General features: G+C 63.6%; 19 protein-coding genes. 5 read left to right on the top strand and 14 right to left on the bottom strand.

Annotated features, from left to right (window positions below):
• The 7 genes from spt to VGN46_RS11425 all read right to left on the bottom strand — a co-directional run bounded on the left by spt (nt 1) and on the right by VGN46_RS11425 (nt 6,585).
• The gene (gene spt, locus VGN46_RS11455) at nt 1-1,185 is read right to left on the bottom strand and encodes a serine palmitoyltransferase (RefSeq protein WP_331643814.1); all 1,185 of its coding nucleotides are present in this window, start codon (nt 1,183-1,185) and stop codon (nt 1-3) included.
• Complete coding sequence (locus VGN46_RS11450) at nt 1,182-1,436, bottom strand: acyl carrier protein (protein ID WP_331643813.1); 255 nt, start codon at nt 1,434-1,436, stop codon at nt 1,182-1,184. The genes spt and VGN46_RS11450 overlap by 4 nt, the downstream gene beginning before the upstream one ends.
• Nucleotides 1,433-2,413, bottom strand: a complete 981-nt coding sequence (locus VGN46_RS11445) for an NAD-dependent epimerase/dehydratase family protein (protein ID WP_331643812.1) — start codon at nt 2,411-2,413, stop codon at nt 1,433-1,435. Before VGN46_RS11445 ends, VGN46_RS11450 begins: the two co-directional genes overlap by 4 nt.
• Nucleotides 2,410-4,173: a fatty acyl-AMP ligase gene (locus VGN46_RS11440; RefSeq protein WP_331643810.1), complete on the bottom strand. Its 1,764-nt coding sequence runs from the start codon at nt 4,171-4,173 to the stop codon at nt 2,410-2,412. The genes VGN46_RS11445 and VGN46_RS11440 overlap by 4 nt, the downstream gene beginning before the upstream one ends.
• A 181-nt stretch (nt 4,174-4,354) precedes the next feature.
• On the bottom strand, nt 4,355-5,113 hold the full coding sequence (locus tag VGN46_RS11435; RefSeq protein WP_331643809.1) for an aspartyl/asparaginyl beta-hydroxylase domain-containing protein: 759 nt from the start codon (nt 5,111-5,113) through the stop codon (nt 4,355-4,357).
• Nucleotides 5,114-5,137: 24 nt separating this feature from the next.
• Nucleotides 5,138-5,872, bottom strand: coding sequence for a hypothetical protein (locus VGN46_RS11430; RefSeq protein ID WP_331643807.1), 735 nt, complete (start codon nt 5,870-5,872; stop codon nt 5,138-5,140).
• Entirely contained in the window at nt 5,869-6,585 is a 717-nt protein-coding gene (locus VGN46_RS11425; RefSeq protein WP_331643806.1) for a hypothetical protein, read from the bottom strand. Before VGN46_RS11425 ends, VGN46_RS11430 begins: the two co-directional genes overlap by 4 nt.
• A gap of 149 nt (nt 6,586-6,734) precedes the next feature.
• On the opposite strand from VGN46_RS11425, the gene VGN46_RS11420 reads away from it, so the two are divergent.
• Nucleotides 6,735-7,469: a hypothetical protein gene (locus VGN46_RS11420; protein WP_331643805.1), complete on the top strand. Its 735-nt coding sequence runs from the start codon at nt 6,735-6,737 to the stop codon at nt 7,467-7,469.
• 21 nt (nt 7,470-7,490) lie between these two features.
• Here the strand turns inward: VGN46_RS11420 and VGN46_RS11415 are convergent, their stop codons facing one another.
• The 4 genes from VGN46_RS11415 to VGN46_RS11400 form a co-directional block, all read right to left on the bottom strand.
• On the bottom strand, nt 7,491-7,895 hold the full coding sequence (locus VGN46_RS11415; RefSeq protein WP_331643804.1) for a PIN domain-containing protein: 405 nt from the start codon (nt 7,893-7,895) through the stop codon (nt 7,491-7,493).
• A 5-nt stretch (nt 7,896-7,900) separates the two neighbouring features.
• Complete coding sequence (locus VGN46_RS11410) at nt 7,901-8,125, bottom strand: AbrB/MazE/SpoVT family DNA-binding domain-containing protein (RefSeq protein WP_331643803.1); 225 nt, start codon at nt 8,123-8,125, stop codon at nt 7,901-7,903.
• Nucleotides 8,126-8,189: 64 nt separating this feature from the next.
• Complete coding sequence (locus tag VGN46_RS11405) at nt 8,190-11,015, bottom strand: type 2 lanthipeptide synthetase LanM family protein (RefSeq protein ID WP_331643801.1); 2,826 nt, start codon at nt 11,013-11,015, stop codon at nt 8,190-8,192.
• An 84-nt stretch (nt 11,016-11,099) separates the two neighbouring features.
• Nucleotides 11,100-11,288 carry a DUF6229 family protein gene (locus VGN46_RS11400; protein WP_247332377.1) on the bottom strand — a complete coding sequence of 63 codons (189 nt, stop codon included), beginning with the start codon at nt 11,286-11,288 and terminating at the stop codon, nt 11,100-11,102.
• Nucleotides 11,289-11,428: 140 nt separating this feature from the next.
• Between VGN46_RS11400 and VGN46_RS11395 the strand changes: the two genes are divergently transcribed.
• A complete protein-coding gene (locus VGN46_RS11395) occupies nt 11,429-13,135 on the top strand; it encodes a cyclic peptide export ABC transporter (RefSeq protein WP_331643800.1) in 1,707 nt (568 codons plus the stop codon).
• A gap of 137 nt (nt 13,136-13,272) precedes the next feature.
• Nucleotides 13,273-13,446: a hypothetical protein gene (locus VGN46_RS11390; protein WP_331643799.1), complete on the top strand. Its 174-nt coding sequence runs from the start codon at nt 13,273-13,275 to the stop codon at nt 13,444-13,446.
• Nucleotides 13,447-13,513: 67 nt separating this feature from the next.
• Here VGN46_RS11390 and VGN46_RS11385 read toward each other — a convergent pair whose 3' ends face one another.
• The 3 genes from VGN46_RS11385 to VGN46_RS11375 form a co-directional block, all read right to left on the bottom strand.
• Entirely contained in the window at nt 13,514-14,440 is a 927-nt protein-coding gene (locus VGN46_RS11385) for an MASE1 domain-containing protein (RefSeq protein ID WP_331643798.1), read from the bottom strand.
• 181 nt (nt 14,441-14,621) lie between these two features.
• Nucleotides 14,622-16,862, bottom strand: a complete 2,241-nt coding sequence (gene katG / locus VGN46_RS11380; RefSeq protein ID WP_331643797.1) for a catalase/peroxidase HPI — start codon at nt 16,860-16,862, stop codon at nt 14,622-14,624.
• Between the two features lie 267 nt (nt 16,863-17,129).
• On the bottom strand, nt 17,130-20,192 hold the full coding sequence (locus tag VGN46_RS11375) for a TonB-dependent receptor (RefSeq protein ID WP_331643796.1): 3,063 nt from the start codon (nt 20,190-20,192) through the stop codon (nt 17,130-17,132).
• Between the two features lie 294 nt (nt 20,193-20,486).
• On the opposite strand from VGN46_RS11375, the gene VGN46_RS11370 reads away from it, so the two are divergent.
• Nucleotides 20,487-21,311, top strand: coding sequence for an SAM-dependent methyltransferase (locus VGN46_RS11370; protein WP_331643795.1), 825 nt, complete (start codon nt 20,487-20,489; stop codon nt 21,309-21,311).
• A gap of 62 nt (nt 21,312-21,373) precedes the next feature.
• Nucleotides 21,374-21,688, top strand: a complete 315-nt coding sequence (locus VGN46_RS11365; RefSeq protein WP_331643794.1) for a hypothetical protein — start codon at nt 21,374-21,376, stop codon at nt 21,686-21,688.

The following is a 21,688-nucleotide window of genomic DNA, read 5'->3' as shown; positions in this document are numbered from 1 at the left end:
TTACGCCTTGGCGCCCGGCCAGCTGGCGAACGCCGCGCAAATGGCGTCGATCTGCTCGGGCGTATGGGCCGCGCTGACGCTGCAGCGAAGCAGGGACTCATTGCCCGGGGTGGCCGGCGGGACCATCACGTTCACATACACGCCCTGCTTGAGCAGGTGGTGCCAGAAGCGCAGCGCCTCGACCTTGTCGCCCGCGAGCACGGCGACGACGGCGTTGGCCGGCGCGCCAAGGCGGAAGCCCAGACCGGAAAGGCCGGCATGCAGGCGCGCCGAGTTATCACGGATACGCTGGCGCAGGACATCGGCAGCCGCGAGCTTGCGCAGCGCCATGCGCGTGGCCGCGATCGTTGCCGGCGGCAGCGAGGCGGTGAACACGTACGGGCGGCTGGCGTAGCGCAGCACTTCCATCTCGTCCGCATCGCCGACGCAGAAGCCGCCGGTGTTACCCAGGCTCTTGCTGAACGTGCCGACGACGTAGTCGATCTCGGCGAGCGTGCCGGTCTCTTCGCAGAGGCCCTGGCCCTTCTGGCCGAGCACGCCCATGGAATGGGCCTCATCGACGAGCAGCGTGGCACCGAACTGCGTCTTCACATCGACGAACTCGCGCAGCGGGGCGCGATCACCCAGCATGCTGTAAACGCCTTCGATGACGACCACGGCGTTGGCCGCTTCATCCCCCAGGCGGCGCATGCGCTTGGCCAGGTCTTCCGGATCGTTGTGGCGGAAACGGATCGTGTTCGCGCCGCTGAGGTTGCAGCCGTCGTAGATGCTCGCGTGGCTGTCGGCATCGATCAGCACGGTGTCGCCGGGGCCGGCCAGGGCGGAAATCATGCCGAGGTTGGCCTGGTAGCCGGTGGAGAACACGATGGCGTCGCGCTTCTCGTAGAAGCGCGCCAGCTCAAGTTCCAGCTCACGGTGCGCGGCATAGCTGCCGTTGGCCATGCGCGAGCCCGTGGTACCCGTACCGGCGCCCTCAAGGGCCTCCCGCGCGGCGGCGATGCAGTCCGGGTCGAAGGTCAGGCCGAGATAGTTGTTGGTGCCGGCGAGGATCGTCTTGCGACCCTGGATCAGGCCTTCCGTCGGCGAAAGGATCTCGTCGATCTGGATACCGAACGGGTCGATGCCAAGGGTCGCCAGTTCCTGGCGGACAGCCTGCACCGCCAGGAGGCGGGCGTTCTCTTTCATGCGTGCTTGCCCACGATCTTTTCGATCAGCGTGGCGAGCTCCCCTACCGTCTTGATATCGGCCAGTTCATTCACCGGCACGGAGATATCGAAGTGGTCTTCCACCAGCACCACGAGATCCATGACCTTGAGCGAATCGAGGGCCAGGTCGCCGGTGAGGCCGGTTTTTTCGGTGATGTGCGCGGGGAGACGCATGTCCGGCAGTTGCGTGATCAATTCGATCACCTGCGCAACGATGTTCTGGTGGGTCATTCGGGCAGTCCGGTCAAAGCAGGGGTTTTGCCAAGGGTCTGGGCAAGGCCGTCGCGAAAGCTTACGACAGGCCGCCAGCCGGTGGCTTGTACAAAGGCCGTGCTGTCGGACACCCAGTCAGTGTGCGTGATTTCACGCACCTTGCCGGGGGTCAGCATCGGCGCATAGCCAAACAGGCGCGCACCCAGCCGGTTCACACCGGCCACGGTGCGCAGGATGGCGACAGGAATCTTCAGTCGGCGGATGGGCGCGCCATCACGCAGCACCTGTGCCGCCGTGCCAAGCACGGTATCCCAGTCGTAGCCACGCTCGTGGCCGTCATCCAGCTCGTAGATCGCGCCGCTTTCGGTGCCTGCGCCAAGCCAGGTAATCACGGCCGACGCCAGGTCGGCGACGTGGATGAGCGAGAAACGGCCGCTACCCGAACCCGGGATCGCAGCGACACCGCGTGCCATGCCCTGGAAAAGCGGGAGCATCTCGCGGTCGCCGGGGCCGTAGACGGCCGGCGGGCGGATCGCTGCCCAGCTAAGCCGCCCCGCGCGCGCGGCGAGGGCGCGTTCGCCCCGACGTTTGCTGCCCGCGTAGTCGGAAAGCTCAGGCTCACGCGCGGCCAGCGATGAGATCAGCAGGAACCGGCGGCATGCTGGCTCACGCAAGGCGGCCTCAACGGCGTTGATGACACCTTGCTCATTGACCCGGTCAAAATCGGCGCGGTTCGCACCGCGAACGCTGCCCGCACAATGGATGAGTGTTTCAGCGCCGCGCATCAGCTCGGCCAGTGCTTCGGGATCATCGAGATCGCCGGCGATCCACTTGAGACCATCGGCGCAGGGCATGACCCTTCCACGTCGTGGCCGGTACAAGGCCCGCACGCGGTAGCCTGCTTGCATCAGATGCTCACTCAACGCGGCGCCAATGAAGCCAGTGGCACCGGTCAATGCAACGACCGGCCTGCCGTCGTCGAGCTCTTCGTTCATCGCGAACTCGCGACCCGAAGGACCTGCTCCTGTGCCTGGCGTTCCAGATAACCCTTGCGCGTGGCCGAGCGCGAGAGCTTGCCCGACGAGGTACGCGGCAGCGTGTGGCGCGGGACCAGCTCGATGAGGCAATCGACGCCCAGTTCTTCCAGCAGTTCACGGCGGATGCGCTGCACCAGCGCGACGCGGACGGCGGTCTCATCGGTATTGCACTGGACGACAACGACAGCGATCTCCGCGCCGGTCGGGCCCGGTACGCTGAACGCCGAGGCGTCCTGCGAACGCAGCTCAGGCTGCCGCTCGACGATGCGCTCGATCTCCTGCGGCCAGATGTTGCGGCCGTTGACGATGATCATGTCCTTGTGGCGACCCGTGATCACGACCTCGCCGTCGATCAGGTAACCGATATCACCCGTGTCCAGCCAACCGTCGCTACCCAGCACATCGGCGCTGAGTGCGGGCTGCTGGTAGTAGCCCGACATCACGCTCGGCCCACGGACGAGGATCTTGCCGATATGGCGATCGGCGAGCGAATAGCCGGCCTCATCGCGAATCTCGAGTTCGTGCGCCGGCAGCACCGGGCCGCAACGGACGAACGGAGTACCTTCGCCTTTGGCGACCGGCGTGGCACGCAGGTGGTCCGAAAGCTCGGTCGGGTCGATCCAGTCGACCTGCATGCCTTCGCCCAGCGGTGCGAAGCTGACCGCCAGCGCGGCTTCGGCCATGCCGTAAGACGGCACGAACGCGCGCGCATCAAAGCCGGCCGGCGCGAGCAGTTCGGCAAACTTCATGGCTACATCCGGGTGGATCGGCTCCGCGCCGATGCCGGCGATGCGCCAGTGCGACAGGTCGTACGACGCGATATCGCCTGGGCGGACGCGACGTGCACACATGTCGTAGCCAAACGGCGGGCTGTAAGCGATGGTCGCCTTCGACTCGCTCATGAGCTCCAGCCAGCGGCGGGGGCGCATCGCGAATTCGCGGGTGTCCAGGTAATCGATCGAGCGCTGGCCGCCCATGACGGTCAGCAGGCAGCCGACCAGGCCCATGTCGTGATAGAACGGCAGCCACGAGACGAAGCGATCGTCTTCGCGCAGCACCAGCCCGTGATTGATCGAGCCGTACAGGTTGGCGAGCAGGGCACGCTCGGTGATCACCGCCGCCTTGGGCGTGCCCGTGCTGCCCGAGGTGAACTGCAGGTACGCGACCTCGTCGGGGCCAATCGGCTCCAGCGCAATGGACTGCGCCGGGAGCGCGTCGAACGCCGACGGCTCGCCCCACATGACCACGTTGGTATCGCGCACGGCTTCACTCAGGAAGCCCTGAAACGTCTCGGACGCCACGGCAAGTGCGGCATCGGATGCCTGCAGCATGCCGCGCAGCTTCAGCACGAAAGCGTCGTGGCCGCCCAGGTTGACCGCGGACGGCACGGCCACGGGCACCAGGCCCATGTACTGGCAGGCGAAGAAGAAGCGGAGGAAGTCAGCGTTGGTTTCCGCAACGATGGCGACGCGAGCGCCACGCGGCAGCTCCAGCGAAGCCAGGCGCTGCGCAAGGCTGATCGCCTGCGTTCGCAAGGTGGCGTAGGGCAGGGCGGTAACCAGCTTGCCGCCCGTATAAAAGTTCGCACCGGTAGTACCGGTCGCGGCATAGTCCAGCACCTCCGCCAAAGTGGCGAAGTCACCACGGCGCAAAGGCACCGAGTTGATGGTGGGCGTTGCCGCCGATGTGCGAGTAGGAAGGTTTCCGTCAGCGCTCATTTTCTTACCGCTATTTGACGCAGGCTTCGCGTCAGTTGGGGACAGCACCGGATGGTTGCAAGGTCATTACTGAACCTAATGGTACCCTAATTCGCGGCTATGTTAAGAATTTACTCAGATTTTCGTAAGTCCCTATACGCCCATCTTGTAAGTTTTGTGTGAGTTCTTAACCGTTTTGAGGTTATTTTCGGGTGTGGTCCCGGTTCCACTTCGCCATGTTCGCCATCGGCTGTTTCACATAGGGGCTTATGCTAATAAGCCAGAAAATCAACCGGTTAAAGGCAGTTCCCAGCCGATCCGAAGGGCGGTCGATATCGATGAAAAGCACCGCCCGGAGCTCGTCGGTGTCATTGTGAACTTCGTGTTCAAAACTGTCGTCGAAAAGTACGACCTTTCCTTCACGCCAGTGAAGGATCTCGTTGTCGACCCGGATCCAGACATTCTCCCAGTCGGCTGGGACTCGCAGGCCCAGGTGGGCCCGGATCACCGCCTTGGTCGGGCCCTTGTGAGCCTCGATGCGGTAGCGCGGCTTCAGGATCGAGAACATCGCGCTGCGCATGCCCGGGAGCGCATCCAGCGCGGCGGCGGTGCGCGGGCAGATCGCGCAGTTTTCGTCCACGCGTTTGCCGTAAACGTAGAAACCAAAGGTTTTCCAGTTATCGCCCTTGGAAATACGCTTCTGGTCGGGCGAGATCTGGTGGAACGCCGGGATGTCTTCCGGGTGCTCGAGCAAGTGGTCGAGTTCCTGGCGGATATCAGGCCATGCGGCTTCCAGGCGCGGCACCCAGTCGAACGTGTCGTTCGGCAGGACCGGCGTGGTGGCGACCAGTGAGTGCCTGGCCTGGAAACGGCCGCTCCAGCGCAGGAAACGCTTACCGCCACGGATGAGCACGCGACGCCACAGGGGCGCCTGCGCAGCGTTCGAAAGGGTCGTATTCACTTCGCCTCGGCTAGCAGGGCTGGTTCAAAGGGTGGATGGCAGGGAGGGCACGACGGCGGTGACCGCGCGTAACGCCTGTGCCAGTACATCGGGGTAAGGCGCGCGAGTATCCAGACCGAAGGTGGGTGAGCCGTTGTACTGAAGGCGCGCCATGACCGCGATCTTGTCACTCAGCTCGGAGCGGCTATGGTCTGGCTTGCGCGCATAGGCGGTCGCCAGGTCGATATCGAGCTTGATCACCAGTATCGGCCGGTAACGGGCCATGTGCTTGTACAAACGCTGCTCGCGCTGGGCCAGTTTGCGCACCACCCAGCTGTTGCTGCGCTCAAGCCCAAGGCCGGGGCCGTCATAGCGGAAGCCACTGACCTCGGCCTGCGGAAAGCGGTCGGTGATGACGAGCGTGCCACTTTCAGCAAGCCGGCACACCTTGCGCAGGTGCGCTTCACGCCAGATCGAGAGCCCGTACATGATCAACGCGCCCCACATGCCGGGGGCCTTGTTCTTCATGTCCTGCGCATGCGCCGCCTTGGCCGCCAGGCGCTTCTCCAGGCGCGGTCCGATCAGCGGCAAGTCCTTGATCTTGGCCCCGCTCTCGCCGGAAATCAGGCCGAGGTAGCGGCGTACCGTGGGCACGTGTTGGCCGAGGATTCGTGCGAGGTCGTGGGTGAGCGTGGACTTGCCGGTGCCATCGCAACCGACCACGGCGATCAAGCCGGGAATCGGCGGCAGAGGGGTGTCGTCAAAGGCATCGTGGCTCATCGCCGTGTCGACTCCAGGGCGGTTTGCGTGGCGCGCAACGAGGCTTCGAGCACGAAGCCGGGGGCGTCACGGCCATCGAGATCGAGGATGTGCGCCCCGTTGAAGGTCAGCAATGGGATGTTGGCGATCTTGGCGCGCAGCGACGAGAGCTTGTGGTCAGGCTTGCGCGCATGTGCCGTCACCTCATCCACGTTGAGCCGGATCAAGAGGGCGGGAACGCCAGACGCCATCCATGCATAGAGGTCCTGTTCGCGTTTGCGCAGCCAGCGCACCCACCATGAGCCGCCTTCGGTCTTGGCCAGTTCGGGGCCGTCGAACAGAAAGCCGGGGATCTCCGCTTGCGGATAGCGGTCAGTGACGACCAGCGTGCCCGCGCGACAAAGACGCAGCATGCGCCGGTATTTATGGGCTCGCCAGCGCGAAAGCAGGTAGATCGCCAGGGCGGTGACGCCACCCGGGGCCTGCTTGGGACGATCATGTACCCGATCGGATTTCCGGGTCAGGTAGCGGCCAAGCGGCGCCCCGACCACGGGCAGGTCGCGCACCCATTCGCCGATGCGTCCGGAGGACTGGCCAAGGTATAGCGGCTCGACCGGACCCAGCTCACGCAGGCGCGCCACGAGGGATTCGGTGAGTGTGGATTTACCTGATCCATCGCAGCCCGTAAGGGCGATGACCGGCAGGATATGGGGTGGATAATGGCGTTCGGACACGTGTGAGCCCACCAGGAACTCAGCTGCAGACAATACTATTTATGGTATGCCCCGTGGTCACGCCCGTCTACGCAACCTCCATGACAGGCTGGGGAACCGGTGCGCCTGTTATGCTTTTTAGTGCTCCCCTCCTTTGATACGGAAACTGCATGTCCGCCCAGCCTGACGTCATGGCTCCCCTGATCGCCATCATCGGTACCGATGGTTCGGGTAAATCGACCGTGAGCGATCACGTTGCCGAATGGGTGACCCGTTATGGCCCCGCTGGCCGCGCGCACCTGGGTAAGCAGTCGGGCAACATCGCGCGCGCCATGGCGCGTTGGCCGCTCATCGGGCCGCTGCTCGATCGAGCGATCAAGCGCAAGGTCGATGGCGTGAACGATCGGATCAAGGTCGACATGCAGCCGACGCTGCTCCCGGCCCTGGTGATCAGCGCCTTCACCCTGCGCCGCAAGCGTCGCTTCAAGCGCATGCTCGCGCTTCGCCGCGAAGGGCTAATCGTCGTCACCGATCGCTTTCCGCAGATCGAAATTCCCGGCGCGTACGATGGCCCGGGTTTTCCCGAGACGTCGAAGGGTTCGTGGATGGTGGTACGCCTCGCGCGTTACGAACACTCGGCATTCGAATGGATGGCGAGTCACCGTCCGGATCTCGTGCTGCGACTCAACGTGGATCTGGACGTGGCCTGCGCGCGCAAGCCCGATCACAGTCGTGACGCACTCGCTCGCAAGATCGCGGTGACGCCGCTGCTTCGTTACAGCGGCGCGCCTATTGCGGAGATCGATGCCAACCAGCCGCTTGACGCAGTCATTGCCGATGTCGATGCGGCGATCGCGAAGATGATGGCGGAACGCGGGTACGCGCCCACTGCATCGGCGCGCTGAAAGGCGTTGGCCGCAGCGCGGTCAGCCCTTGAAGGGATTCACCACGGTGACACTGTGTTCGACGACCAGGCCATCGTGCATATCCTCTGACCACACCACCGCCGCGCCGCTATCGATAGCGGCAGCGACGATGCTCGCATCATAAAACGAGAGCTGGTTTCTCGCGGCAATGCGGCGCGCAGTGTCGTGGATGCCTTCCGTCATGCTGACGACGGGGCAGAAATGCCGTATGTCCACCAGGAACAGGGCGATCTCCTGCCAGGACATGCCTGCCTTCTTACGGCATACGTTGGTCACTTCGTTCAATACCTGCACGCTGATCGACGGCCGGCGGGCCAACAGCTCTACGGCCTTGCGTTTCTTCGTGGCATCGGGCGAAAGCAGGTAAAGGACGATGTTGCTATCGAGGAACGTCAGCCCTTCCATCAGCGCTAGTTGGCATCGTCACGGTCAAAACGGAAATCGGCGGGCAGCCGGCTGGCCATGGCTTGCAGCCGTTGCAGTACTTCTTCATCGCGTGCGCCGCGTTCGACGGCGAACTCGCGAGCTCCCATGGCGTAAAGCACCACGTCATCTCCTTCTTTCAAGTCCAGTGCTGCCACGACAGCGGCCGGGAGGCGAATACCCAGGCTGTTGCCCCATTTCGATACACGCATCGTACACTCCATGGATATACAGTCAATATAAGTATATCCTCAGGCGCCGCACTCCCCGCAAGCCTCAGGCCGCCCGGCAGTACTCCATGAGCAACGAGGAAGGCAGCCGGCACGCCGGGTGCATGCGGCAGAGCTGCACGATGGAACCGGATACGCCACTCATCAAGCCCGGGGTGAACGCGTCGCGCGCCAGGCCGCCAACGATGCCGTGTTCTTCGATGCTGGAAAGAATCAGCGGAATGCCTGCCGGCGTGCTTGCGGGAACGATGCCTGGGGCGATGCGTGCAGCACGCGCCATGAGTTCCCATGTGCTGAGATCGCCGTGGCACAGGGTATGGCTGTGACCCCAGCCGCCACTGGCAGCGGCGCGCACGGCGCGCCGTAGCGTGTCCAGGTGGCGTGGGTGGTGGGTGCGTTCGTAGAGATCAGCGGCAGCGAAGCCGATGCCGACGCTGCCATGGCACCAGGTATCCGCGAAATCGCGGCTCTCAGGTTTTCGCACATCGGTCCAGTTGCCCGCGTCGCTGAGGAATAGCGATTCCTCGAAATCAAACGCGCGCTCGGCGAGATCCAACCAGCGATGGCGATCCGTGGCATCGCCCGCGTCGCTAAGGCCAAGGCGGGTCAGTGCCCAGCCCGTACCGGTAGCGCCATGCGCGAAGCCGCCGATGGGTTCGTCGAAAATCGATGCCGGCCAGCGTGCGCCTCGGTGGTCGACAATGGCGGTGGTTTCGAGCCGAAGGCCTGCGCGTCGAGCAAGCGTCAACCAGCGGCGTTCGCCGGTGGCTGCCGCCAGGTTAAGCAAAGGGACGATCGCGCCGCCCACGCCTTCGAGGATATCGAGTACGCGTTCGTTCTCGATATCCCACGTTTCCATACGTGCGGCCTGGCGGATCGCATCTTCCAGAAATCCCTCGTCAGGGCGAAGGTGGTCAAGCGTGAGCCACATCTGTACCTGCGAGGCGAGGCCGATAAAGCCACCGATGGCCTCCGGCTCTTCCGTGTCTTCGGCGGTTCGCATGACGCGCAACACGCCTTGCAACGCATTCACGACATCGTCGACCTCATCCACCCGCCCGTGACGCATTTCTTCCGCATAAGCGGCAAGCGCCAGTGCGATGCCACCAAGGCCGACGTAGAGGTTAGGTTGCAGCGTACGCATGGCCCAGCCGCCGCGGCCGAGTATCGGGCTGATCCAGGTCATCGTGCCGTCGTCACCGCGCACCGAGAGCTTTAGCAGTTGCTCTACGGTCTCGCGTGCCATCAAGCGACGGCGTCGATCGACATCGCCGTGGTGCGGGTACTTCGCGGTCAGATCGTAAGGTGATCGCTTATCGTCATTAAGCCGCACGTTCAGGTGGGCGGTGACCAGGGCGCCGCGGATGGTCAACTCTTCGAGATCCATGCGCATGTCGATCCATGCCTGGAATACTTCATCCATCTGGGCCTGGCCAAGCACGTTGACGAACACCGGGATATCACCAAAGCGCATGTCATCGATTTCCGCAGCGATGCTGCGCGAATCCGACGGCGCGATAGGTTGCGCGGCGGCGTTCTTCTCCAGAAGGTCACGAGCGCGGTCGATGGCCGCCGCCTCATCGTGCAGGGACGCCGGGTGCCACAGCATGCGCATGACCTCCACGTAGGCCTGCGTCGGGCGGCGGATGCGGCGGATGCGCGTACCCAGGAAAGGCTGCATCAGCGGGAGCAGGGTGCCCTGGCTAAGGCGGGAGGCCAGCGTGTCGGTCATGCCGCGGAAACCTGCGACGATGTCTTCCCAGAAGCGGGAGATATCGGGATTGGCACAGGGATGATTCTTGCCGATATCGATATCGACGCTGACCAGGCCGACGCGGGCGCGTGTCGTACCGCCGTCGATGATCTCGGGTACGCGGATCTTGGGCTGTTCCCCCTGCAGCGCACCGATCGCGGAGATGTCCACACCATCCAGGCCGAGGACCGGCGCACGGAATGGCACGAGGCCCGTGCGCAGTACGGAAGCCCGAATGAGCGATTGCGCGAGGTCCACCGCCTGGCCCTTGCCGGTGGGTGGCACCGGGACCTCCGTCACGAAGAGGCTCTCGACATCGACCACATAAGGCACGGCGGACGAAGCGATGAGATTCTCGTAGTGGATGTCCGTGCCGCCGAGCAGGCGCATCACAGCCAGCCAGCGGCCGATGTTCTGGTAGAACACACCGAGTTCGATATCGTCGACACAATGGATATGCGCGACATAGCGCGCCCAGCCGTACTCACCGCGGTCAAGAACCGCGGGCACGCGGATGCGGCATGAATCACCCGGCATCAGGGCTTCGAGAAAGTCATCGAGCGCCGCATCGACACGCAGGGAGCGTGGCTTGTACATCAGCGTCGCCCCGGCGAACGTCAGGCGCGCGACAGATTGCCCTCCTTCGTGGACGTCGCCTTCGCCAAGGTCGATCGCGCGCAGGGTGCCGAGATCAACACCGGCGAACGTGCAGAGCGCATCGCGGTCGTGGACAAGACGGGCGAGCAGGGTGGTGATCGCGGTGCATTGCTGGTCGAGCGCCTTGTTGAGCCGCGGTTTGAGCGCAGGGTAACGTTGCGTGATCGCAGCGACGAACGCGGGTGTCGTCGCATGCGCGACGAAGGCCCGGAAGCCCGCTTCTTCATCAGCGGGAAGGTCGCCGGAAAGTCGTGCAGCGTGTAGTTCAAGCAGCAATACCCGGTTGAGTTTGCGCGCGGCGTTCTCGCACAGCGCGTGGTCAGCGGTCGCCGCGATGCGTAAGCGTTCATCCGGGAGCAGGCGCGACTGGTTGGCGATAGCAGTGGCCAGCGCGTCGCGCGCGTCGGCGATCAGGTAGGCAATAACAGGGGCGAAAGCATTCTGCGACGCCGAAGCATCCATGGGCCGATCCTGGAAAGTCCGAGGTGATCCTGAAAGGGAGAGATAGCCGTGGTGGTTAGCCACGGCTATCGCCGCTACTGCGTATTAGCAGCAGAGGCCCGGCCGGGAAGCCGTACACGAGCTGCAGTTGGAGGCGAGCGCCATCTCGGCGTTCGTCATGGCCACCATGGTCTGCGCCTGGCCCTCGGTATAGAGGGAGCCAGCCGGATTGTCATACCCACCTACGCTATCCGCACCACTCAGCCACCCGGCCAGGATCTTGTCGGTCTGCATGGAACACTCCTTGGTGTAACGGGTATGCGCCCGGAGGATGGAGCACGTGTCGCAGCGGGCGCGTCCACGACAACGCTGGCCGATTCTGCGCCGGGCGGCAAGGGATAGCATGCGCGCTGCCGTTTTTGCGCCGCGAACGCATGCGATGCTCATGCGTTGCTCTGGCACGATGCACGGAAGCGGCATCAATGAAACAAGGGGAGTGTGTGTTGATGATCGTGCGGCGCTTTGTCCTTCGCCACCGCGGTCTCGTTCTTGCCGCCATCGCACTTTCTTGCCTTAGTGCCGTGTGCACCATGGCGCTTCTCGCGCACATTAATGGCATGGCCACGGCAGGCCCGGATCATGGCCCTTCTGGTTGGCTGTCGGGTGTGGCGTGGCTTATCGCCGTGTTGCTCGCCGGCGTCGCCTCCCAGGCCATTCTCGCGAGGTTGGGCGGTGATCTTGTCGCCCAGCTGCGCGCGGATCTTTCGCGACGCTTCGTTCGGCTGGAATACGAAGCCCTGGCGAACGATAAACACGCCATCTTCGGTTCCCTGATCGAGGACGTCGCCGCGATCGCCCCGCTCGTGCTGGTTGCGCCCATGCTTGCGTACAACGTGTTGCTGGTGGTTCTGTACACGGCTTACCTGGCCAGCGTTTCCACCGCACTGCTCGGCATCCTGGTCGGCTTCCTTGGTGCAACGGCGATCGCATCGTTCCTTCTGGAGCGCTTTCTTCGCGGTCGGTTTGATGCCTTGCGCGAGGCGAACGAAAAGGTCTTCGAATACTTCCGCTACCTTAGCGAAGGGAAAAAGGAAATGGCACTCAACGCGGCGCGTGCACGCCATGTGGCAGATGCCTTGCTCGGTCCTGCCATCGGCCGTGCGCGCCGCTTGATGACCCAGGTACATACGGGGCTCGGCTTTAATGAGGCCTGGTCGTCAGCGGTGGTTTATGCGTCTGTCTTCGTGATTGTCTACGTCGGCTACACCGCCTTGTCGCTTCCGGCGAGCACGGTGACCCGCTTCGTGATCGGCGCACTTTTCCTCGGCGGGCCCGTCGCTTTCATCACCAGCGCCGCTCGCCAGGTGGGTGTGGGTACGGCAAGCCTTCGCCACCTGCAGAAGGTGGGGCTCGATCTTTCGGGTGATATCGACGATGCGGCGTCCTCTAAAACGCCCTCGACGAGCAGGCCGTGGCAGCGCATGAGCCTGAGCGGCGTGAGTTATGCGTACCCTGCCGACAGTGCGGATCGCGTGGCCCTGGGGCCCGTCGATCTCGATATCCAGCGTGGCGAACTATTATTCATCGTCGGCGGAAACGGCAGTGGCAAATCCACCTTGCTGCTCGTCCTGGCATCGCTGCTGGCCCCTACCGCCGGCGAGGTGCGGGTGGATGGCGCGCCTGTGGCACAGGATCGGGAACGGCATCGTCAGCGCTTCACCGGGGTGTTTGGCGATTTCTTCCTCTTTCCCCATGTATTGGATGATGAAGGGCACGTGCTTGACGACGACCGCATCCGCGCACTTCTGCATGCGTTGGGGCTGGGTGCGCATGTCGATGTTTCGCGTGGTGAACTGTCGAAGCTCACGCTCTCGACCGGCCAGCGCAAGCGTCTGGCGCTGCTGCAGTGCTATGCGGAAGACCGCGAAATCTTTTTCTTCGATGAGTGGGCGGCGGACCAGGACATCCACTTTCGCGACTACTTCTACCGCACGCTTCTTCCCGAGCTGAAGGCGCGTGGGAAAACGGTTGTCGCGATCAGTCACGATGACCGTTACTTCCATCTTGCGGATCGCGTGGTGAAGCTGGATGCGGGGCGCATCGTCTCCGATATGCGTCAGACAAGCATCGTCACCGCATAAGCCATTCACCTGAATTGCGGCAATCTAATACGTGCGGTGTGCCGAATACGCTCATTCCGCAAGGGGTACGTTGCGCACTTTCTGACCAGAACGGGCGTTACGCTAGGGTCTCCAACCACCACAGCAGGAGATTCACCATGCGTATTTTTGCCCGCTCCGCCGTCGCCGCGCTTGTCCTTGCCCTGTCGTTTGCCGCTGGCAGCGCGATGGCCGTGACCACCCACTCCGTGTCCACTGGCTATCGCGCACAGCTTCCGACGCAGCCTGTCAATTGCAAGAACCCGGCGGAGTGCAGCGTCAAATTCAACTGATCGGCAAGGCGATCAGCTTGATGTAGAGGATGTTGTAACGATGATTGCCGTGCTTGCTTGCCTTGCATCACCGGTTCGTGCGAACGGCCGGTGATGCGAGGCGCTTGCGCCGCGCCAGTGCTGGGGCCACCAGCAACGTGCCTGAAATGCCGAGTGAGAGCACCGCCTGGCAGCGGACCATGTCCGGCTCGAGCAGGGTGATGCCGGTCAGCGCCAACGCGATGCTGGCGAGCATGCCGCCCAGTGCCGTGCCGTGCCAGCCGTGGCGCAGCGACACCGCGAACATGGGCAAGAGCAGGGCAAGCCGCGCGGCCTGGCGCAACAGGTCCTGGTCGGTTGCGAGCGCGACCCAGGCGAGGCCTGCGCACATGGGGATCACCCAGCCGACGAGGTCACGCGCCAGGGCGCTCCGCCAGAGCATGGTGAGGCGCGAGCTCGTCACGCCGGCCGCCCGCTCGTGGATCGCGAGGATCGTCGGTGTCAGGGTCAGTGCGCCCAGGTAGGCACCCAGGAGGTAGGCCCAGAAATACATGGACGCGGAAATATCCGGCCAGGCGCCGGGGTTCGACATCAGGGCGGCTTCGAGTTCCATCGTGGTGGCGACGGCCGTGACCGCCGCGCATCCCAGGGTTGCCGTGAGCAATACGCCAACCCGGAGCGTCCCATCGGGAGCGCGTAACGGCCAGCGTTCGCGGAGTGGCCTGACGACGGGGATCCACAGCAACACCATGGGCACGGCGGCCGCCAGCGACCATGCCGCGCCAAACTGCGGCTCATTAAGCAGGGCGGTTTCGAACGAAGGCAGGGCTTCGCCAAGGATCAGGGCGGGCCAGTAACGGACTGGCAGCAGGAAAAGGCAGGCGAGGCGCAGGCCCGCGGTGAGCATCCAGTGCGAAACGGTGAAGTATCGGGCGAGTTCATAGCATGCCGCGTACGCGGCCGCGATCGCGAATTGCTGGGTCCAGGTGGTCTTGTGAGCCGTGCTTCCGTTCACGCCTACTCCCCGTTGAGTGTCGGTGTTCGCTAAGCGTGCCATGAACGAGGCGCAAAATCCTGCTGGTTCGGGAGCCACTTTGCACTTCTGTGAAGGTGTGCCGATTCTGCGCCTAATATGCCGAAACGGTGTGAAACGGCCGCCCGGCCCTCAAGCCGGGCGGCCTTGGCACCTGGGTGGACTACTTCCGTTTCAGATCGTACCGATCCAGTTCCATCACCTTTGCCCATGCGGCGACAAAGTCACTGACGAACTTCTTGCCGGAGTCGTCCTGGGCGTAGACCTCGGCCAGGGCGCGGAGCACGGAGTTAGAGCCGAACACCAGGTCGACCCGGCTGGCGGTCCAGCGCGCGGTGCCGCCACCGCGTTCACTGCCCTCAAAGGTATGCCGGGCCGGCGAAGACGGCTTCCACTCGTACTTCATGTCGAGCAGGTTGCGGAAGAAGTCGGTCGTCAGCTGGCCGGGGCGATCCGTGAGGACGCCCGTTTTGCTGCCGTCGACGTTGGCACCGAGTACGCGCAGGCCGCCGACCAGGGCGGTCATCTCCGGCGCGGTCAGGGTGAGCAGCTGTGCCTTGTCGATCAACAGGGCTTCGGCCGGCACGCTGTAGTGGCCCTTCACATAGTTGCGGAATCCATCGGCGATCGGCTCCATCGACTCGAACGAGGCCACATCGGTCTGCTCCTGCGTGGCGTCGGTGCGACCCGGCGAGAACGGCACGGTCACCTCGTGGCCTGCGTCCTTCGCCGCCTTTTCGACGGCTGCGCCGCCCGCGAGCACGATCAGGTCGGCCAGCGAGATGTTTACCCCGGCTTCCTTGCGAAGGCCCTCGAGCTTGTCGAGCACCTTTGCAAGTTGCGCCGGGTTGTTCGCACGCCATTCCTTCTGTGGGAACAGGCGGACGCGCGCGCCATTGGCGCCGCCCCGCTTATCGCCGCCGCGGAAGCTGGATGCCGATGCCCAGGCCGTCGAGACCAGCTCGGCCACGGATAGACCCGAAGCCAACACCTTCGCCTTGAGCGCCTTTACGTCAGCATCGCCGACCGCCGCGTGGTCGGCCTTAGGCACTGGATCCTGCCAGATCAGCTCTTCCTTGGGTACTTCCGGGCCGAGGTAGCGCGAGAGCGGGCCCATGTCGCGGTGGGTCAGCTTGAACCAGGCGCGGGCGAAGGCGTCGGCGAACTGATCCGGGTTCTCAAGGAAACGGCGCGAGATCTTTTCATAGGCCGGGTCCATGCGCAGCGACAGATCGGTCGTCAGCATGGTGGGCAGCTGCTTCTTGGTCTTGTCGAAGGCCAGCGGGATGGATGCCTCGGCGTTCTTGGCGACCCACTGGTTCGCACCGGCGGGGCTCTTGGTCAGCTCCCACTCGAAACCGAACAGGTTTTCGAAGAACAGGTTGCTCCACTGGGTGGGCGTCTGCGTCCAGGTGACTTCGAGGCCGCTGGTGATCGCATCCGCGCCTACGCCACTGCGCAGGTCGTTGTGCCAGCCAAGGCCTTGCTGTTCGAGGTAGCCCGCTTCGGGCTCGGCCTGGACGTTCTTCGCGTCTCCCGCGCCATGGGTCTTGCCGAACGAGTGACCGCCAGCGATGAGCGCGACCGTCTCTTCATCGTTCATGGCCATGCGCGCGAACGTTTCACGGATGTCGTGCGCGGCTGCGACCGGGTCCGGGTTCCCTTCCGGGCCTTCCGGATTCACGTAGATCAGGCCCATCTGAACCGCGCCCAGGGGGTTCTCGAGGTTGCGGCCGCCTTCGGTGCGGTCCTCCTCCTTGCCGTGCAGGTGCGGGTCGGCCACGAGCACGCCATCGTCCTTCGGGGTGACCTTGCCATAGCGGTTATCGCCACCGAGCCATTCGGTTTCGGTCCCCCAGTACACGTCGTGATCGGGTTCCCAGGTGTCCTCGCGGCCACCGGCGAAGCCGAAGGTCTTGAAGCCCATGCTCTCCAGCGCGACGTTGCCCGCGAGAATGAGCAGGTCGGCCCAGGAGATCTTGTTGCCGTACTTTTGCTTGATCGGCCAGAGCAGGCGGCGCGCCTTGTCGAGGCTGACGTTATCGGGCCAGCTGTTCAGCGGTGCGAAGCGCTGCTGGCCACGGCCACCGCCACCACGGCCATCGCCGATGCGGTAGGTGCCAGCGCTGTGCCAGGCCATGCGGACGAACAGGCCGCCGTAGTGGCCGAAGTCGGCTGGCCACCAAGGCTGGGAATCGGTCATCAGGGCTTCGAGGTCTTTCTTGAGCGCCTGGTAGTCCAGCGACTTGAACGCCTCGGCGTAGTTGAAGCCTTCGCCCAGGGGATTGGATCGTGACGAATGCTGGTTGAGCAGATCGACCCTTAGTCGGTTGGGCCACCAGTCCTGGTTGGTCTGGCCGCCGCCCGCGGCATGGTTAATCGGGCATTTCGATTCATTCGACATCGCGTTTCTCCTCTGGGGTTGGCTTCGGAGACGCACGACGTGCCCGCGTCCCGTGACTAATGCAACAGCTCGATCATAGGCTGCTCGATGAACATTGCAGAAATTGATTGATCTTATGAAGCCAAGAGGCTGCGCCTATCGAATCCGCAAAAAAAACGCCACCGCAAGGGCGGTGGCGAGGGAGATTTGCGTTGCCCTTTCCCTGGGCGAATCGTTACGAACCAGGTCCGGCGCCCCGGGAGAGGGCGCCGGACTAGCGGGGCAGGATCAGAAGTCGTATGTCGCGGTCAGGCGGGCATAACGCGGGTTCTGGAAGAACTGGCCCAGGTCGTAGTTGTTGAGCACGGTCTGCGGCAGGGCTTCATACGTCGCGTAGCTGTTGAGCGGCTTGCGCTCGTTGGTGACGTTGAACACGCTCAGGCCGAAAGCGAGCTTGTTCTCGAAGTACGACGGACGGTACGTGACCGCGAGATCGAGCTGGCGGTACCACGGGTTGCGCTTGTCGCCCGGGTGCGAGGGCTGGCCGTTGCAGTTGTGGTACGACGAGCCGTAACCGATCGGATCGGGATCGGCCTCGCCATCCAGGAAGCCCAGGCACGACTTCGGCGAACCCGAAGCAAGACGCAGGTTGCCGGAGACCAGCCACTGGTCGGTGAGCTGGTAAGCGCCGTAGGCCTTGATCTGGTGCGTGCGATCGTTGGCGAGCAGGCCGTTGGCGTTATCCATCAGCAGAGCCGAATCCCAATCCTGGGTCTTCGAGATGTCGGTCTGGCCGATATCGGACTTGGTCTGGCCTTCCGTGTTGCCGTACGAGCGCGAGAACGTGTAGTCGAGGCGACCCTGCCACTTTCCGTCGAACGGGTGCTCGAGGTACATGTCGAGCGCGTAGTACGAGCGCTTCGCCTTCTGCGCGAAGCCCCAGTCCTGCTGGTTCATCTTCACTTCGGTGCGGCCGGAACCATCGACGTTGGCGAGGCTGAAGGTGTTGGTGTCGCCCGGGTTGAAGATGATGCAACCGGGGATAACGACGGAATCCGGATCCAGGCCTTCACGCGTCATCTTCTCGCCGATCTTGCCGGTGTCGCACACGTCATCGATCGCAGTACGCAGCTTACGCACCGTGACCTTGGCGCCGGTCACCCACTCGGAACCCAGCTGCTTATCGAAGCCGAAGATCGCTTCATCCTGGTACTGCGATTTCAGGTCACGCGCGGCGACCGACTGCGCGTCGATCGGCTGGCCGAACTCGCCATCGGGCGAGACGATGCCCTGGCCCAGCGGGGTGAGGCCGGTCGGACGGCCATTCGCATCGATGCCGGTGTAGTTGAAGTACTCGTAGGTGTACGTCGACGACGAGGCGCCGCGCACGGCCACGTTGTTCGGCAGGGCGAGGTAGTAACGGCCGAGGTTGCCGTAGATCTTCAGGCTCGAATCACCGAAGACGTCCCACGAGGCGCCGAGGCGCGGGGCCCACTGTGCCTGGTTGTTGACGTACGGCTTGTTCTTGTCGTTGAAGTTCTTGAAGCCATCGTTACGCACACCGATGCTGACGAGCACCTTGTCGTTGACCTGCCAGCGATCCTCGAGGTACTGGGCGCGCTGGTCGAGCGACATGTTGGTCACGCTCGAAAAGATGACGCGACGGGTGTAGTAACCATCGCCACCCGGGGCGCCGACGCCCTGGCCCACGCTGATCGGGGTGTCCGGGTTGGCGGAGTGGAAGTAGCGCCAGTAGTAGCCCGGGCCACTCGTCGAGGTGCCCTCGTCGATACCCTTGTAATGCATGTTATCGATACCACCGGCCAGGTGGTGATCGCCGAGCTGCCACTCGAGGTCGAGGCGCAGGCCGTGGGTGCGGGTGCCCGCAGACGGATCCTGGCTCGTCTGCGACGAGTTGAGGTTGGTGATCGGTGTGCCGCCGTTGAGCGCCGGGTTCTGCAGGGCCGGGTTGAAGATGTACGGCTGCTGGTCGATGTTCGGCGTCGAGTTGGTCAGGTAGTCATCCGTCCAGCCCTTGGCATACGTCGCCGACAGCGTGATGTCGTCGGTGATGTACGAGGTGTACTTGGCGATGGCGAACTTGGACGTGATCTTCGACGTATCGGCGAGTGCACCGGTGCGGCCGGAGTCCTCGCGCGTGTCGTAGTTGTATCCGGTGTAGTAACCGCGCTGCTCGTCGGTCGAATGGATACCGGTCAGTTCGAGGATGTTGGAATCGTTGATGTTCCAGTCGATCTTCGCGTAGATCTTCGGCAGGTTGTACTTGTAGTGGTTCGTCGCGACCGGGTTGGCCTCGGCGTTCGACGTGCTGTCGCCTTCCGACTTTTCAGCCTCGGCAGCAAGGAAGAAGAACAGCTTGTCCTTGATCAGCGGGCCGCCGACATAGGCGCTGTAGGTCTGGGTCCACTTGGTGTTGTCATCGCCCGAGCGGTACAGGGCGCCGACCTTGCTCGTATCCTGGTAGCCGTAGCCTGCCGGGAGCTGGCGGTTGCCGTAGTAGACGTTGCCCGGATTGGATGCGGCGAATTTCGGCTCCCAGAGGATCTGCGCACCGAAGTGCCAGTCATTGGTGCCGCGCTTGCCGACCTGCGAAATCACGCCGCCATCCGAGCGGCCATACTTGGCGGAGTAACCGCCCGTATAGACTTCCTGCTGGTCGATCGCGCCGTATGGAAGACCAACGCCGCCGAGAGCCTTGTAAGGATCGGTCGTGTTGTAGCCGTTGACGTAGTACGCGTTTTCAGACGCGCCCGAACCACCGAAGGAGATGGTGCGGACACGGCCGTTGCCGAGCGTGCTGTTACCCGGCACCGCACCGGGAGCGAGCAGGGCGATGGCTTCGGCGTTGCGGCCGAGCGGCAGGCGGGCCAGCGTCTCGGAGGTCACCACCGTGCGCGAGTCGACCTGCGAGGTATCGATCGGCGGGAGCGTGTTGGCGCTGACGGTCACCGAGGCGAGCGACTGCGCGTCGGCGGCGCTGGCGGCCGCTGCGGCGACGAACGAGACGTCGGTGCTACCACCGACCTTGATGGACACGTTCTTGCGGGAATCGACGACGGCACCGTCTTTCTTCGCATTGACCGTGTAGCTGCCGAGCGGCAGGTTGTTGATGTTGTAGTGACCCTGGGCATCGACCGGCACTTCGCGGGTCAGGCCGTTGGTGCCATTCACCTGGACGGTGGTGACGCTGCCAGGCTGGACGGCACCGGCAATGGCACCGGTGGTGGCCTGCGCGTGGACGCCCCCGGTCAGGCCAAGACCCGCCGCCAAGGCGAGCGCGAGCGTCGACCGACGCAGTGTCTGCGCCGATACGTTGTTGCTGAACATCATTTTGTCTCCCCAGATGGCCTTGCGGCCGCAGAATGCGGGCACATAGGCACCCGCAAAAAAACTCAAAATGTTGTGCAAACCTTGCGGTGGAACCGTAAGAAGAGCAGCCCTGCCCGTCAGTACTCCCCGGAAGTTATGATTCCGTACGTAATACTGTCCATCAGACTTTTTCCTATACGCGGCAATTACTGCCATCGCAAGAAAATGCGATTTTTGCCGAAACGGCGCACGCCATAGCGATGGAGCGCGGTGCGACACCTGTGGTTGTCACCGAATTTGCCCTACGATCCGGCGATGACGACGCCTACTCCCATTCCCTCTCGTTCGGGCCGCCTCGCCGTAGTCGGCATGGGCATGACCCTCGGTTCCCACCTCACGCCGATCTCGCGGAGCCATATCGAGCAGGCGAACGTGGTGTTTGCCGCGCTCTCCGACAACCTGGTCGAGGAGTGGCTGAAGCGAATGAACCCGGATGTGCGGAGCCTCCAGGGCAACTACGCCGAAGGTAAGTCGCGCATGCTGACCTACCGCGAATGGCTCGACCTGATCATGGCCGAGGTGCGGGCGGGGAAGGAGGTCTGCGTCGTGTTCTACGGGCACCCCGGGATCTTCGCGTGGACCCCGCACAAGGCGATCGAAGCCGCGCGGGCCGAAGGATTCGAGGCGCATATGGAGGCAGGGGTCTCATCCGAAGATTGCCTGTACGCCGACCTGGGCATCGACCCAGGCCGCTTCGGTTGCCAGCACTTCGAGGCCAGCCAGTTCGTGCTTTATGACCGGCAGCTCGATACGGCGGGCTATGTCATCTTGTGGCAGGTGGCGCTGGTGGGTGACACCACCCTGGCCCGACTCAGCTCCACCGGCCCGGCCTATCGCCAGGTGCTGGTCGACCGCCTCAGCCGGGACTACCCGCTGGATCACGAAATCATCATTTACCGTTGCGCGACGCTGGCTATCGATGCCCCCCGCATCGACCGTGTAAAGTTGCGAGACCTGCCCCAGGTGGAGATGACCGTATCCGAGACGGTCATCCTGCCCCCGGCACGGGAAATGCAGCCGGTTGCCGAGGTCTGGCAGCGGGTGAAGGCGCTCGACCAGCAAGCAGAGATCGTCACGTAACCGTGACATAATCGGCTTGACGCAAGGGGGCGGGGGCCTTCCGCGTTTACAGGGGATTACTGATGTCTGATTCGATCGATTTACTCGAAGCCGTCGGCCGCGATGCGTCTTTGCGTCGCTTGCCGCCGGACGAACTTGCCCGGCGGCTGAAAGAAGCCGGTGCTTCGGATGTGCTAGCAAACGCAGCAGGGCAGCGTGACAGCGCCGTGCTTTGCGAGGAATTTGGCGTCCGTTTCATGGGGGCGCCGAATCACGGCAATGGCAGCTACACCGATGTTCCGCCACCGCTCAGCGTTCCCGCCCCAGGGGATGACGAGGAAGAGGGTGAAGACGACGATGAGCCGCAAAACCTCACCGGTTCTGCGAAGGTCCACTGA

Origin of the sequence: Luteibacter sp. (genome assembly GCF_036500425.1) — a bacterium.
In the GTDB taxonomy this organism is placed as follows: domain Bacteria; phylum Pseudomonadota; class Gammaproteobacteria; order Xanthomonadales; family Rhodanobacteraceae; genus Luteibacter.
The sequence above is the reverse complement of the archived record's forward strand: the minus strand, read 5'-3'. Positions and strand labels throughout refer to the sequence as shown.